The sequence below is a fragment of the Paenibacillus diazotrophicus genome (assembly GCF_042610465.1).
The window spans coordinates 274378-288758 of the sequence record NZ_JBGJZN010000006.1 but is presented as its reverse complement, the minus strand read 5'-3'; the positions used below and the strand labels follow the sequence as shown (position 1 = coordinate 288758).

The window sequence follows — 14381 nt, the reverse complement described above, 5'->3', positions numbered from 1 at the left end:
TTTTAAGGCCGCTGTTTCTGTTTTTTTAACCTTTTTCCGTTTATTTTGATAGCGTTTACATTTACTGCGGATTTATGATTTGCCTTGTAAAGCACCCCCCTGAGATACGGGGAAATAGGATAACTCTAGTCACAAAGGAGTGAATTGTAAATGATTCAAGAGGCTGCACCGGAGAAGCCGGGACGGCAAAGCCTAAGCCTGAAGCTTAAGGCCGCCAGAACCGGAAGCCTCCGCAGATCCCTAAGGAAAGACAGCTCCCTGTACCTGCTCGCTCTACCGGGTATTATCATCTTAATTCTTTTTGCGTACCTGCCAATGAGTGGACTGATTCTTGTCTTCAAAAATTACAACTATAACGACGGAATCTTCGGCAGCCCCTGGGCAGGCTTTTCCAACTTCGAGTTCTTTTTCTCCAGCATGGAGGACGCCCTGAGAGCCACACGCAACACCGTAATGTTGAATACGCTTTATATGCTAACCGGTACCTTCTTTTCCGTCGCTATCGCCGTGATCCTGAATGAGCTGCGCAGCAAGTGGTTCATTAAAGTAACGCAGAGCGTGATGTTTTTCCCGTATTTCATCTCATGGATTATTATCGGAGCCATCCTCTTCTCCCTGCTCGATTACGACAAAGGTATAATGAACCAGCTGTTTCAGGCGCTTGGCCTGGCCCAAATGGACTGGTATTCCAGCCCGTGGCTGTTCGTAATTATTCTGGTGCTGGCAAACATCTGGAAAAGTGCAGGCTACGGGGCGATTATTTACTACGCTGTACTGCAGGGGATCGATACCTCCTACTATGAGGCCGCACGGATCGACGGTGCTTCCAGGTGGCAGGTCATAACCAAAATTACCATACCGATGCTGATTCCCTCCATTATTCTGATGACACTGCTCGGTATCGGCGGAATGCTCAAAGGGGATCTCAGTATGATTATGGGTGTAACCTTCCTCAATCCGCTGCTGCTGCCTACAACCGACATTATCGACGTATACGTCTACCGCACCGCCATCCGTTCCGGTGAGTTCGGCTTCGCTTCAGCTATTACGCTATACCAATCCGTCTTTGGCTTCATTCTGGTACTGCTGGCGAACAAGCTGGCGGGATGGTACGACAAAGACAGCAAACTATTTTAGGAGACAACTATCATGCATACTACCGAAAGCAAAGGCATGCTCATTCTCTTTTATGTCTGTATAGCCGTTTTTTCGGCCATTTGTCTTGTGCCGTTTGTGCTGGCAGTCTCCGGTTCACTCTCTACCGAATCGCGGATTGCTGCAGAGGGGTACTCGTTCTGGCCCAGAGGTTTTACCTTTGAAACCTACGAATTCCTGTTTGGCTCCAAAGCAGAGCAGATTCTGCGGGCGTACTCCATGTCGGTGATTGTAACCGTGCTGGGTACCCTGACCGCCGTGCTCGTAACTACCGCTTATGCCTACGTCATTTCGGTCAAAGGCTTCAAGCTCAAAAATCTCTTCGCCTTCTTCGCTTATTTTACGATGCTGTTCAGCGGCGGAACGCTGCCCTGGTATCTCCTGAGCACCAAATATTATCACTTAGACGATACGCTGCTCGGGCTGTTCATCCCTTATGTACTGAGTGTGTTTCTGATGTTCCTGATGGCGAATTATTTCCGCAGCATTCCGCACGAAATTGTGGAATCTGCGCAAATCGACGGGGCTGGCCATCTGCGGATCTTTTTCAACATTATGATTCCGCTTGGCCGGGTCGGGCTTGTCACCATTTCCTTGTTCTATGCGCTGCAGTTCTGGAATGACTTCTATCTGCCGCTGATGCTGGTATCCAACCAGGATCTCTACACGATCCAGTATTTAATGTACAACATGATGGCGAACATCCAATTCCTCGCTTCCGGCAACGCCGCACAGGTGGGTGGCGCGATGATCACTCCTCCGCTTGAGACAGCCAAGATGGCCATGACCTGCCTGACTGTTCTACCGATAGCCATTCTGTATCCTTTTCTTCAGCGCTTCTTCGTCAAGGGCATTATCGTCGGCTCAGTCAAGGGCTGATTCCTGCACAATGCAGCAGTATGGATTGCTTCAGGCCCCTGCTCCCCGCAGCCAACTTGTTGTACAATGGGTGAAGGGAGCACAGCCTTTGCAATATATGCCTCATATGTACATTCTATTTTCAGGAGGGTTCATCATGAATAAGAAAAAAGGTTGGTACAATCTGCTCCTCTCTGCTGTGTTTCTGTTAAGCGCCTGCTCGCAGGGCAATAATGAAAGCGCTAACTCCAGTAAATCCGGCAATAGCGGCAACGAAGGTACAGCAAATGCAGCGTCAGCGGACAGCGGAACTGAAGGCAGCGCCCTGGCCCCCGCCAAGCTGAAGATTGTCCTGTACGGGGATGAGTCGAACCGGATGAAGGAGCTGGCGAAGACAGAGTTCTATGATGTAATCAAAAAAGAAATCAATGCAGAGGTAGAGTTCCAGTTCCTGCCCTGGACTGAATACGGCGGCGGCAAAACCGATTTGATGCTCTCAACGGGTGAGGATTTCGCCACCTATACCGATGCCAATTATATGGTGAAATCGGTAGCCAAAGGACTCTATGCCGATCTTACCTCCTATGTCCCCGCTGCAGCTGACCTGAGCAAAACGGTGGATGAAGCCTCTTTCACCGCCTTTCAGCTCGATGGCAAACAGTATGCCATCCCGGTTGGCAACAAACCGAATTCTGCAGAATTCTACAGCGTGCTCGTCCGCCAGGATCTGCTGGAAGAGGCCGGGATGAAGCAGATTACTTCACTGGCAGAGCTCGAACAATTTTATGATAAAGCGCATGCCCTTCATCCCGAGCTGATCGGCTACGCCAGTACCGATGCCCGCAGAATGCTGCAATATGACTTCACTGACAAAAATCTGTACTGGCAGAATGACTTCATTGCGCTTGATGAATCAGCCGAGGACGATCAGATCATCAACTGGTTTGAATCTGAAGAGTTCAAAGCTTATGCCAAGCTGATGCGCAGTTGGTATGAAAAGGGGATCATCCCCAAATATGCCGCCACCAATGTTCCGCAATTGCAGTCGGACTGGAATTCCGGCAAAGCAATGTTCTGGGCAGGCACAGCGGCCCGTCCGTTCGAGGGTGCGGCAACCATCTCACAAGCCGTACCTGACGCCAAGCTGGTTAACTATTTCCTCGGCACGGGCCGTCCGAAAATCAGCCGCGGCACTTACAGCACCGCCTTCTTCGTCTCTTCTGCCGCCAAGGACCCTGAACGCTATGTCATGTTCTTCAATCTCCTGCAAAAAAATCAGGAGCTGTACGACCTCTTTGCCTATGGCATCAAGGGAACTGATTATACCTTGGATGAGAACGGCCGCCTGACCAAAATCAGCACCGATTCACTGATTCCCGACTGGCTGCTGATGAATAAAAACTTCATCCGCTTCGACAACACCGTACCGGATGATTTCATTGCCGAATACAAAGCATGGGATGACGGGGCAATCATCTCCAAAGGTGCCGGCTTTAATTTTGACAACACGCCGGTCAAGAATGAAGAGACGAAGCTGAATGGAGTGTTCACTGAATACCTCGCCCCAATCGGCAGCGGCTTTAGCGATTATGACACGGCATTCCCGAAAGCGCTGGATAGACTGAAGGCGGCGGGGATTGATAAATATATCGCCGAGTACCAGAAACAGTTCTCGGAATGGTACGCCAAGCAGCCAAAATAAACCTTAGCCGCAGCAGGCGATGCTGTGGTTCCCACAGCTCAACAAGGGATGTCCCAAAGACCATGTAATGGCTTAGGACATCCCTTGTTCATGTCATAAACCAGCCCGGAACCGGCTCACAGCTTGGATCATACCTGTAAGACCCACCAAAGTCATGTATCATTTCAACGATACCCTGAATAGGCTGTTGTAATTAATTGAATAATGGAGGTATTCCAAATGACCTTTGGGAACGAATATTCAAACAGTCCGGCTTATTCATCCGTGTATCCTTATTCCCGCTCCACTTCCTACCCCTACTCTCATTACTACCACCTGGTTCGCTCAGACAGCAGCCCGGAAGCACCGCCAGCAGACAGCCCAACCACAAACAAGGAACTGGTAAGTGGTTATATGAACGCAGGTGTGGGCAGCGGGCAAGGGGTTCATGTTGATACCGGAGGAGAAGTAGGCGGCAAACACGGCATTGGCTTACAAGCTGGCGGGAAATTAAACTATGGCGGTGCGGGAATGCATGCAGGCGGCCACATCGGCAACACATCCTATGGCATCCATGCGCAAGGCAATACCCATCTGGACAGCAGTCAGGGTCTGGGGCTGAATGCAGAAGCTCAGGCCTTAGGGAAATACGGAATTGCAGCTCAGGCCAAAACCCAGCTGGGTGGCGGTCAAGGCGCAGGTTTCCATACAGGGGCGCAAGTTGGTGGAACCTACGGTCTGAGTGCAGATGCGGAAGGCCATCTGGGCTTCAGCCAAGGCGCAGGATTTCAAACCCAGCTGCAGCTTGGCGGTGACAACGGTCTCGGCGCCCAGGCAACAGCCCAGCTCGGGGGCGGTCAAGGCGCAGGCTTGGGCGTTGCCGGACAGGTGGGTAAATATAATGGACAATTAGGCTTTAATATTGGCGGTAAGAACCCGGAATCTGCGGAGTCTATGCAGTCTAAGGAGTAAGCCGGGACGGAAAACAAGGATAACTAAGCTTCTCACTATGGAGGAGGGAGCGGAAAATCTCCTTCCTCTTGTCCTGCCGTACGTTGGGGTTAACCCTTTATGGGACAAGTCCCTACACTAGTTACGCTTCCAATGAACGATTTCAGGGAATTCCATGCATAGCAAAAAGGACCGCCAGCAGGCAGTCCGTGCATTGTTCTAGTAATAACCTGACCGCTGGCTAACAAGCAGATGTTCTGTCTGTTATGCATTACAGGCTGCATGCTCCCTTAGCGGTTCAGCAGACTTCCGACATATTTCAGCAGCTCGTTGGCGCAGATCGGGCAATAGGAATGCTCATCGATCAGGCGTCTGGAGACCTCGTTGATGCGTTTGAGCTGGCTTTCATCCGGTGTTTTGGAGGAGGTTGTAATTTTGACGATATCCTTCAGATCCGTGAACAGCTTCTTCTCAATAGCTTCCCTCAGCCGGTCATGATTGTTATATTCGAACTTTTTGCCTTTACGGGAGTACGCTGAAATCCGGATCAGGATCTCCTCTCGGAAAGCTTTTTTGGCATTCTCGGAAATACCGATCTGCTCTTCTATGGACCGCATTAGCCGTTCATCCGGCTCCATCTCCTCATCGGTCAGCGGATCGCGGATTTTGGTCCAGTTGCAGAAGGCTTCAATGTTGTCGAGATAATTCTCGAACAGCGTTTTGGCGGATTCCTCAAAAGAGTAGACAAAGGCCTTCTGCACTTCGCTTTTGGCCAGAATGTCGTATTCCTTGCGGGCAATGGAAATGAAGTTCAGATAGCGCTCGCGCTCTTCCTTCGTAATCGAAGGATGCTGGTCCAGACCGTCTTTGATCGCCCGAAGCACATCCAGCGCATTCATGCACTGCAGATCGCCTTTGATCAGGGCACTGGAAATACGGTTGATGACATATCGCGGATCGATGCCTGACATCCCTTCGTCCAGATATTCGGTCTGCATTTCCTTGAGATCGGCTTCCTTGTAGCCTTCAACCTCTTCACCATCGTACATGCGCAGCTTTTTGATCAGATCCATGCCCTGCTTCTTGCTCTCCTTAAGGCGGGTCAGAATCGAGAAAATCGCCGCCGCACGCAGCGCATGAGGGGCAATATGAACATGCTTCATATCGCTTTGGGCGATGAGCTTGGCGTAGATTTTCTCCTCTTCAGACACTCTCAGATTATAGGGAACAGGCATAACGATCATGCGGGACTGGAGTGCTTCATTCTTTTTATTAGCGATAAAGGATTTGTATTCCGTCTCATTCGTGTGGGCGATGATCATCTCATCGGCAGAGATCAACGCGAAGCGGCCGGCTTTGAAGTTCCCTTCCTGGGTCAGTGACAGCAGATTCCAGAGGAACTTCTCGTCGCATTTGAGCATTTCCTGGAACTCCATCAGTCCGCGGTTGGCCTTGTTCAGCTCCCCGTCGAAGCGATAGGCCCGCGGATCGGATTCCGAACCGTATTCGGTAATGGTCGAGAAATCAATGCTGCCCGTCAGGTCGGCGATATCCTGCGACTTCGGATCGGATGGACTGAAGGTCCCTATGCCGACACGCTCCTCCTCCGACAAAAGCACACGGACCACCTTAACCTGTTCGATATCGCCGTGGTATTCATTTTTGAGCCGCATCTGGCAGGACGGGCACAGGTTGCCCTCGATGCGTACCCCAAGCTCCCGCTCAATCTCTGGACGAAGCTCCAGCGGAATCAAATGCAGCGGGTCTTCATGCATCGGGCAGCCTTCCACCGCATATACGGCACCCTCTTCCGTCCGCGAATACTGCTCCAGTCCCCGCTTCAGCAGGGTAACCAGTGTCGATTTCCCCCCACTGACCGGCCCCATTAGCAGCAAGATCCGTTTGCGTACATCCAGCCGCCGGGCGGCAGAATGGAAATACTCCTCCACCAGCTTCTCCACCGCACGGTCGAGTCCAAAGATCTCCTGTTCAAAAAACTTATACCGTTTGCGCCCGTTAATGTCCTCTACGCCGTGTGACTTGATCATGTCGTATACGCGGGAATGAGCCGTTTTCGCGGGAGAGGGATCTTTTTTCAGCAGTTCTATATACTCCTTGAAGGTGCCGCTCCACGCCAAACGGTCGTTCTCAGCCCGATACGAAGCTATACGCTCAAATATATCCATTGCTCGCTACCTCCTCTTGCGCTCCTACTTGCTCCACCAGCTTAGAAAGTGTATTACATAACTATGCGGCGGGCCCGGAATAGTTGACCTCTTTTTTGCTGTGCTATAATAGAGAATCATTAATCATCCAGTAAAATGCATATACCTATAAATTAGGGCGCAGGAGTGACAACTATGGCCGTTAAGCATGAAACGGAGCTGTATGCTCCTTTGAAGAGTTTTTTTGAGAAACAGGGTTATTCGATCAAAGGCGAGGTGCGGACCTGCGATCTGGTAGGCCTGCGTGAGGATGAAGAGCTGCCGCTGATCGTGGAGATGAAAAAATCGTTCAACCTCGCTTTGCTGCTGCAGGGGGTTGAACGGCTCCGGCTCAGTCCCAATGTCTTCCTCGCGGTAGAACGCGTGCGGGACAAAAAAGGCGCGGTGAACCAGCGCTGGGGCGAGCTTACCGGGCTGTGCCGCCGCCTCGGCCTTGGGCTGATCACCGTGGTCTTCTACAAGACCAAGGCTCCGCTGGTCGAGGTGCTCGCGGAGCCGGGCGACGCGCCGCCTCAAGTCCGCAGCGGCGCGAGACGCCGCGAGCGGTTGCTCTATGAGTTCCGCGAGCGCAGCGGGGACTACAACACCGGCGGCAGCACGCGCGTCAAGCTCGTGACAGCCTACCGCGAGAAGGCGCTGCGCGTGGCCCTCGCGCTGCAGGCGGCCGGCCTCGCCCTAGGCCCGGCGGCTGCGCGCAGCCGGGCGGAGGCACCGCTCGGCGTGACCCCCGCCGAGCTGCGCAAGAGAAGCGGCGTGCCGGGCGCCGCCGCATTCCTGCAGAAGAACTACTATGGGTGGTTCTTCCGGGTGGGGCGCGGCCGCTACACGCTCACGGCCGCCGGGACCGCGGCGCTGCTTGAATATGCCGCGATCGCAGAGATCAGCGCGGGCAAGCTGTAGCCTTCCCGCTCCGTACTGCGGGGCCAACGCTAGAATAAGTGCGTTTGCCCCGCTTTCGGCCGTCTTCACAGCTGCTCTAGGCTTCATTATCATTCCGCCCATGACATCTCTCTCCGCCCGATAACACTGAAAAAACGAGTCCCCTGAATTCAGGAGACTCGTTTTTCATAACAGACTGTACACAACCATACCTTCAACCCCAGATTTCCTGGCCCCTGAACCCTCAGCTCCGCGCCGTGAACTCCGTAACCGCCTCGCTCATCAGGTTCATGCCCAGCAGCAGCTCATCCCGGCCGGGATGACTGAAGTTAAGCCGGATACGGTCATTCCCGCCGGTTACACTGCATAGCGGTCCGGGCAGAAAGGCCACGCCTTTTGCCAGCGAGGCTTTCAGGAGCGCCATGGAATCCAAGCCCTCTGGAAGCGTCACCCACAGAAACATACCGCCTAACGGCAGATCATAGCTGCAGCTCTTCCACGCCGGACGCTTGAGCAGCTCCGCCATCAGCTTCAGGCGGGTGTTATATTCACGGTTCAGCAGGGCGATATGCTCGCGCAGGTCAAAAGCGCTCGCATCCAGCAGATGATGCAGCAGCCGCTGATTAAGCGAGCTGGACTGCCAATCGGCCATCTGCTTCGCTGCGGCCATCATTCCGATCAACTCGCGGCTGCCTGCCGCCCAGCCCGTCCGCAGGGCAGGTGCAACGGTTTTGCTGAAGGAACCAATGTAGAGCACATGTCCGCCCTCACTGATATTCTCAAGTGCATATAAAGACGGATATTTCTTTGACGGATGTTCAGTGTACCTCTGAAAATGAAGATCACCATAAGAATCATCCTCAACAATCAGCAGGTTATGCGAGGTACACAGCTCAAGTACTTCCCTACGTCTGGCCAAGCTCCATAACATCCCGCTTGGATTTGTAAAGCTCGGCGTAGCGAACAGCATCTTGGGCCGATGCAGGCGGATCTGGGTCCGCAAGTGCTCCGGCAGCAGCCCGTCCCGGTCACTTCGGACCGGAATAATCACAGCACCCTGCATCCGCAGCACCTGCAGAATTCCCGGAGATGTCGGGTTCTCCACCAATACACGGTCTCCGGGGTCAATATACACCCTGGATAATAGATCAATCGCTTGTTGGCTTCCCGTTGTCAGAAGAACTCCGCCTTCGGGAACACTCACACCCTTGGCCTTCAGCCAGTCTCCGGTTAACCATTCACGAAGCGGCCCATACCCTTCAGGATCACCATATTGCAGAGCTCCGGCATCCTCCGAGATTACTGTGGATGCTGTTTCAGCCAGCAGAGATAATGGAAACAATTCTTCGGCCGGCAGCTCTTCGGCTAATGAAATCAACGTACCCCTGCGTGTCTCTGTACGTATGCTCAGCAGTGGTGAAGAATTCAATGTATGTGCGCGGGCAGAAAACTCATATTTCATATGCTCCCCCCTTCTCCCTGGTACCAAGAATATTCCTTCCGGGCCTGCAATATGTCGTCATGCTTGGGTTATGCGTACATTTGCCTTTTTTGTCTGGAGAAAAGCGCGAATTTCTCAATAGCCTGCGCTCTGGTGGAGACCTCCAGCTTCACATATATTTTTCTCAGATAGTTATCAATAGAACGCCGGCTGACTTCAATTTCAAGAGCAATTTTATCGTATGTAATTCCCTGAACAATCCGTTCCATTATGAACATCTCAGTCTGGGTCAACTGCAGCAGCCCGTCCAGTCCCCGGGAGCTTGTCATCGGCCGAAGCCCTTTCTCCACCCAGTTCAGCGGAATAGAGAGAAATCCTTCACGCAATCCATTGATCATTTGCAGCAGCTGACGGGGAGAAGCCCCCTTGGACAATACGCCGCTTGCGCCGAGCTCCATGAGCGGCTGGAACAGGTCACAGTCCTCTTCCTCGGTCATAATAATGAAATGAGACTCTTTCGAGCTCTGTTTCATCTCTACCAGCGGACCCTCCACTCTGCCTTCCGGCATTTCATAATCGGTCAGCACCAGATCCGGCTGCTCCTGTTGAACAGTATTAACAGCCTCATTCCACGTGGAGAACATACCTACGACTTCAATTTCTTTTCCTTCCTCTAAAATCAATTTTGTACCCAGCATACTTGTGGGATGACATCCCACGATGATCACCCGCCACACCTTCATCATTACTGCCCAAACCTCCTGCTACTATATATATTTACCCAGAAAGAGAAGCGCCGTAGCGTTTTTTGTCGGTACACAAGCAAGGCTCCATGATGACTTGTCAATATTCCCTTCTTTTTCCTTGAATACGCCCCTCATAACTTCCAATCTATAGAAATTGTATCCAGTAGTTTGATAAAGTGCAATTACTTTTTCATGTTTTCATAAGCCTTTTCACTTTTGCGAAAATAGTAAAAGTCTGATAGAATGAGAACTTGAAAAAAATTTGCCTGAGGTGATTACATGCAACCGCTAGCGGAATCGACACCGATACACTCGCGTTCTACTTCAGCGAGAAGCCGATCTTCCGTAAAATGGTTTTTACTGTTCTGGATTTTGATGATCGGACTCGGATTTTACGCCGTGTACAGCTACACCAACCATCTTAAAGAGCAGGTGCTGAGCGAGCTTAGCACCCAGAGCCAGCAGCAGCTTACCGTTTTGAAGACCGATTACGAGACGCGAATTGGAGTGCTCTCCCAACAAGTCAAGGAATTGCAGAATACGGTTCAGACCTTTAACGAGCTTCTCACCTTTACCAAAGATAATGCCAGCAACAAAACAGATAACAGCAATAAGCTTTACACCCAGCTTAACGAAGTGCGCAAACAGCTGGCTGCCCTGCAACAAGAAATGGACCTGCTGAAATGATGACGCCGGTTAAAAGAGTCAACCGTTTCTTTATGCTTCTGACCGCGCCATTTATCGGATTGTTTCTCTGTTTATGGTGGTATCAACCGCCTCTTGACCTGAACCTGGATGCAGGCAAGTTCACTGCAGAACCTGGACCTGTCCATGAAACGGCCGCGCTGCTCAATGAGTTGACTGCTGCTCAAGCATCGGCCTCGTATACTATAGATTCCATCGGAGCCAGTGCGAAACTGTATAATCAGACTACTAATGCCATGAATGCACTGGTCCAAATGGCCAAGTCCCAGGCAAGACGCCCGGAGAATATCTACAACCGCAGGATCACTTCCAGGCTCGGCATTCCTGCCGATGTCGTACAAAGCGACCGGATAACCATTGAACTCTACCGGCTGAACCCCGGCAATTATAAAGCTTATGCTCTCAAAGTAAAACTCAAGGACCCTACCGCCATGAAAATGAGTCTGGCCGGAAACGGCAAAGGCGGAGCAGAAACGACACTTCAGGCTGTGAACCGCTATGGCGCAACTGCCGGCATCAACGCCGGCGGATTTGCGGACCAGGACGGCAAACGTTACCCGCTCTCCACAACAGTCATCGGCGGTAAATACTTGTACGGCTTCGAATCCAGCTATAAGGATCTCAGTTTTGTTGGACTGAACGCTTCAGGCCAGCTGATCGGAGGCCAATTTTACAGCCGGACCCAGCTGGACCGCTTACAGCCTGTTTTCGGCGCTACTTTTGTTCCGGTTCTGCTGAAGAATAACAGCAAGATGCCCATTCCATCCAAATGGCAAGTGTCCCCCAAACGTGCCCCGCGCACAGTTATCGGCAAGTATAAGGATGACCAGCTGCTGATTATGGTAGCAGACGGTTATAATGAAAATGGGAACTCCGGCGCAACTCTAACGGAGCTTCAAAACAAACTGTCGAGCATGGGTGTTACGGATGCCTACAATCTGGATGGCGGAGGTTCTTCTTCCCTGATTTTCAATGGAAGGGTCATCAATCAGCCATCGGATGGAAATCTGCGTAAGGTTCCTACGAGTTTTCTCTTCTTTAGATAATAATTATGTATTGTCAATGAAGCTGATCACATTTTCGTTTATTTTTGGTAAACTGCGGGTTATAATCAGGGAAACGAATACAGTCACTCACGGAGGTGTACGCATGTCGTTTTCCCTGACTTTTTGGATCATCACCCTTGTGTTTCTGTTGTTTCTTGCAGGTATTCTTACTGCTTCGTACAACGATGACAAGACCAACGGCCTATAAAAAAGAGCGCCGCACAAATGTGCGGCGCTCTTTTTTGGGAAGAGAAGGATGTAGAACTTCACATCATACATCCTTCTATCCCTCAGGGACGGTCACCGTCCTTTGTCAGTACAGCAGTCGCCGCTTGGCTGCAGCCCACTTTGGAACTTGAATGGTGTTTCCGCAAGAGGGCGCAAGTTGATGTCTAACCTATGTACATGTTGCCTCTTGCGAACATTCTCCTGAAATGCCCGGTTTGATCTAGGCGTGTCTTGGCAATTGGGTCATTTCCGTCAGGCATTCAGCACAAATATAACGATCTTTATATTCGCTTACGCCTTCGATCGATCCGCAAAAGACACATTTGGGACGGTAACGCTCCAGAATGATATGATCTCCCTGCACCAGAATTTCTACAGGGTCCCCTTCATTCATTTGGTACCTTTTACGCAGGGACTTAGGCAGAACAATTCTACCCAGCTGATCTACTTTTCGAACTACGCCAGCAGGTTTCATATCTAACTTACACTCTCCTGTTCAACTAAAAATTAGTAGCTATATAAGATGAACTTAAGAATGGGGCAGTGAAGTTGCCAGAAAAGCTGATACACAGAATTTTCCGGCAACTTCTCTTATAACATTAGTAAGTTCACGCTCTATACTACTTATTTCGGCACTATTCTTCTATTTCGTTACCAAAATGTCGAATCCTGCTGAAAAAATCAAAAAAATTAGGATAATTTTTAAAAAAGTTGCGGAAAATTCATTTGCCTCAGTGCTTCATAAACAATAATCGCTGCCGAGTTCGATAAGTTCAGTGATCTTACAGCCTCACTCATCGGCATACGCATGGCGGTTTCCCTGCCAGCTTCCAGAATCTCAGGAGACAAGCCCTTGGTTTCCTTGCCAAATACAAAGAAATCCCCGTCCTGGAATGCAAAATCACTATAGCGCTTGTCTGCCTTGGTTGTTGCATAAAAGAACCGGCCCTCTGCATACTTTTCCAGTACCTCCGCAAAGGAGTCATGATATTCGATATGCACCGCATGCCAATAATCCAGTCCTGCACGCTTCAGTGTAGCATCGTCGGTACGGAAGCCGAGTGGACGTACCAGATGAAGATGGGTGCCCGTTGCTGCACAGGTCCGGGCGATGTTGCCGGTGTTGGCCGGAATCTCCGGTTCCACCAGTACAATATGTAATGCCATAACGTAGTGAACTTCCTCTCTTCAGGCTCAACAGCCTGTTGGTGTTGTAGGATTTGAAAGCAGAAAGCCTCCCGCCAACAGGCGGAAGGCTGCAAAATTCGCATTCATTAACCTTGAGTTTGCCGGAAATGCTTCATGAAATCGGATAGTGCCTTTATGTTCTCGTAAGGAACGGCATTGTATATGGAGGCGCGCAGGCCACCAACACTGCGGTGTCCCTTCAGCCCAACAAAACCTTCCTGCTCGGCCGCTTTGACAAATTGCTTCTCCAGCTCTTCCGACTGCATACGGAATGTAACGTTCATAATGGAACGGCTGCCCGCTTCCGCCACCCCGCGGTAGAAACCATCGCTGCCATCAATGTGATCATACAGCAGACCTGCTTTATCGCGGTTCTTAACTTCTATGCCGGCCAGTCCGCCTTGCTCCTCAATCCATTTTAACACTTCGTTAACCATATATATAGAGAAGGATGGTGGTGTATTGTACAAAGAGTTGTTCTTCAGGTGTGTATCATAACGCAGGATCGTCGGAATATTCGATGGAGATTTGGCAACCAGCTCTTCCTTGACAATCACCACGGTTACACCAGAAGGCCCGAGATTTTTCTGCGCACCAGCATAGATCAGCCCAAATTGATTCACGTCAAAGGAACGGCTGAGAATGTCACTGGACATATCCGCGATCAGTGGAATAGAACCGGAATCCGGATACTCCGCGTACTGCGTACCTTCAATCGTCTCATTCGAAGTAATATGCAGATAAGCTGCATTATCGGCCGCCTTGATACTGCTCAGCTCCGGAATAGCCAGAAACTTCTTATCCTCGGAAGAAGCAGCGACATGTGCACCGCCTGCCAGCTTCGCTTCCTTGAACGCCTTCTCCGCCCAGCTTCCTGTCATAACATAGCTGCCTACCTGGCCTTCAGAGATAAAGTTCATCGGGATCATGGCGAACTGCGTGCTTGCTCCGCCTTGAATGAACAGAACCTTGTAGCCTTCAGGATTGCCGAGGAGCGAAAGCAGACGTTCCTGCGCTTCATTATGCACGGATTCGTATATCGCCCCACGATGCGACATCTCCATAATGGACATTCCGCTCTCCCGGAACTCGACAAACTCCGCTTGTGCGCGCTCAAGTACTGTGAGCGGCAGTGCCGCTGGACCAGCGTTAAAATTGTATGCTCTCTTGTTCAAAATTGCTCCCCACCCTTTCTCTCCTATGAATATGGATATCGCTATGATAGCAATAATCTCACACACCATCAAGTATAATTATTCACATAAGAGGTAAGATCGC

At 50.9% G+C, this 14381-nt stretch carries 13 protein-coding genes; 7 read left to right on the top strand and 6 right to left on the bottom strand.

From position 1 onward, the window contains the following. The first annotated feature begins 150 nt into the window (after positions 1-150). From ACAN54_RS22195 to ACAN54_RS22180, 4 genes are all read left to right on the top strand, one after another. Entirely contained in the window at positions 151-1137 is a 987-nt protein-coding gene (locus tag ACAN54_RS22195; protein WP_379160602.1) for an ABC transporter permease, read from the top strand. A 12-nt stretch (positions 1138-1149) separates the two neighbouring features. Continuing rightward, the gene (locus tag ACAN54_RS22190) at positions 1150-2034 is read left to right on the top strand and encodes a carbohydrate ABC transporter permease (RefSeq protein ID WP_379160599.1); all 885 of its coding nucleotides are present in this window, start codon (positions 1150-1152) and stop codon (positions 2032-2034) included. Positions 2035-2170: 136 nt separating this feature from the next. Further along, positions 2171-3715 carry a DUF3502 domain-containing protein gene (locus ACAN54_RS22185; RefSeq protein WP_379160597.1) on the top strand — a complete coding sequence of 515 codons (1545 nt, stop codon included), beginning with the start codon at positions 2171-2173 and terminating at the stop codon, positions 3713-3715. Positions 3716-3934: 219 nt separating this feature from the next. Next, entirely contained in the window at positions 3935-4666 is a 732-nt protein-coding gene (locus ACAN54_RS22180; RefSeq protein WP_379160594.1) for a hypothetical protein, read from the top strand. A gap of 269 nt (positions 4667-4935) precedes the next feature. Here ACAN54_RS22180 and ACAN54_RS22175 read toward each other — a convergent pair whose 3' ends face one another. Continuing rightward, positions 4936-6831, bottom strand: coding sequence for a PrkA family serine protein kinase (locus ACAN54_RS22175; protein ID WP_379160591.1), 1896 nt, complete (start codon positions 6829-6831; stop codon positions 4936-4938). A 174-nt stretch (positions 6832-7005) separates the two neighbouring features. On the opposite strand from ACAN54_RS22175, the gene ACAN54_RS22170 reads away from it, so the two are divergent. Continuing rightward, positions 7006-7770, top strand: coding sequence for a DUF2161 family putative PD-(D/E)XK-type phosphodiesterase (locus tag ACAN54_RS22170; RefSeq protein ID WP_379160588.1), 765 nt, complete (start codon positions 7006-7008; stop codon positions 7768-7770). A 223-nt stretch (positions 7771-7993) separates the two neighbouring features. Here the strand turns inward: ACAN54_RS22170 and ACAN54_RS22165 are convergent, their stop codons facing one another. Beyond that, positions 7994-9211: an aminotransferase-like domain-containing protein gene (locus ACAN54_RS22165; protein WP_379160585.1), complete on the bottom strand. Its 1218-nt coding sequence runs from the start codon at positions 9209-9211 to the stop codon at positions 7994-7996. A 68-nt stretch (positions 9212-9279) separates the two neighbouring features. Next, positions 9280-9936: a response regulator transcription factor gene (locus ACAN54_RS22160; RefSeq protein WP_379160582.1), complete on the bottom strand. Its 657-nt coding sequence runs from the start codon at positions 9934-9936 to the stop codon at positions 9280-9282. Between the two features lie 279 nt (positions 9937-10215). Here ACAN54_RS22160 and ACAN54_RS22155 point away from each other — a divergent pair, with 279 nt between their 5' ends. Next, on the top strand, positions 10216-10623 hold the full coding sequence (locus ACAN54_RS22155) for a hypothetical protein (protein ID WP_379160579.1): 408 nt from the start codon (positions 10216-10218) through the stop codon (positions 10621-10623). After that, positions 10620-11687 (top strand): phosphodiester glycosidase family protein, encoded by a 1068-nt coding sequence (locus ACAN54_RS22150; RefSeq protein WP_379160576.1) that lies wholly within the window; start codon positions 10620-10622, stop codon positions 11685-11687. The genes ACAN54_RS22155 and ACAN54_RS22150 overlap by 4 nt, the downstream gene beginning before the upstream one ends. Positions 11688-12135: 448 nt before the next feature. On the opposite strand, the gene ACAN54_RS22145 is transcribed toward ACAN54_RS22150, so the two are convergent. From ACAN54_RS22145 to serC, 3 genes are all read right to left on the bottom strand, one after another. Continuing rightward, the gene (locus ACAN54_RS22145) at positions 12136-12390 is read right to left on the bottom strand and encodes an AbrB/MazE/SpoVT family DNA-binding domain-containing protein (RefSeq protein WP_379160573.1); all 255 of its coding nucleotides are present in this window, start codon (positions 12388-12390) and stop codon (positions 12136-12138) included. Positions 12391-12617: 227 nt separating this feature from the next. Then, positions 12618-13082 carry a tRNA (uridine(34)/cytosine(34)/5-carboxymethylaminomethyluridine(34)-2'-O)-methyltransferase TrmL gene (gene trmL, locus ACAN54_RS22140; RefSeq protein WP_379160568.1) on the bottom strand — a complete coding sequence of 155 codons (465 nt, stop codon included), beginning with the start codon at positions 13080-13082 and terminating at the stop codon, positions 12618-12620. 107 nt (positions 13083-13189) lie between these two features. After that, positions 13190-14281 carry a 3-phosphoserine/phosphohydroxythreonine transaminase gene (gene serC / locus ACAN54_RS22135; protein WP_379160929.1) on the bottom strand — a complete coding sequence of 364 codons (1092 nt, stop codon included), beginning with the start codon at positions 14279-14281 and terminating at the stop codon, positions 13190-13192. Positions 14282-14381: the final 100 nt, after the last annotated feature.

Bases quoted from the DNA above. Each gene is read 5' to 3' on its own strand.
- ACAN54_RS22195 (WP_379160602.1), top strand. From the start codon at position 151: ATGATTCAAGAGGCTGCACCGGAGAAGCCGGGACGGCAAAGCCTAAGC.
- ACAN54_RS22190 (WP_379160599.1), top strand. From the start codon at position 1,150: ATGCATACTACCGAAAGCAAAGGCATGCTCATTCTCTTTTATGTCTGT.
- ACAN54_RS22185 (WP_379160597.1), top strand. From the start codon at position 2,171: ATGAATAAGAAAAAAGGTTGGTACAATCTGCTCCTCTCTGCTGTGTTT.
- ACAN54_RS22180 (WP_379160594.1), top strand. From the start codon at position 3,935: ATGACCTTTGGGAACGAATATTCAAACAGTCCGGCTTATTCATCCGTG.
- ACAN54_RS22175 (WP_379160591.1), bottom strand. From the start codon at position 6,831: ATGGATATATTTGAGCGTATAGCTTCGTATCGGGCTGAGAACGACCGT.
- ACAN54_RS22170 (WP_379160588.1), top strand. From the start codon at position 7,006: ATGGCCGTTAAGCATGAAACGGAGCTGTATGCTCCTTTGAAGAGTTTT.
- ACAN54_RS22165 (WP_379160585.1), bottom strand. From the start codon at position 9,211: ATGAAATATGAGTTTTCTGCCCGCGCACATACATTGAATTCTTCACCA.
- ACAN54_RS22160 (WP_379160582.1), bottom strand. From the start codon at position 9,936: ATGATGAAGGTGTGGCGGGTGATCATCGTGGGATGTCATCCCACAAGT.
- ACAN54_RS22155 (WP_379160579.1), top strand. From the start codon at position 10,216: ATGCAACCGCTAGCGGAATCGACACCGATACACTCGCGTTCTACTTCA.
- ACAN54_RS22150 (WP_379160576.1), top strand. From the start codon at position 10,620: ATGATGACGCCGGTTAAAAGAGTCAACCGTTTCTTTATGCTTCTGACC.
- ACAN54_RS22145 (WP_379160573.1), bottom strand. From the start codon at position 12,390: ATGAAACCTGCTGGCGTAGTTCGAAAAGTAGATCAGCTGGGTAGAATT.
- trmL (WP_379160568.1), bottom strand. From the start codon at position 13,082: ATGGCATTACATATTGTACTGGTGGAACCGGAGATTCCGGCCAACACC.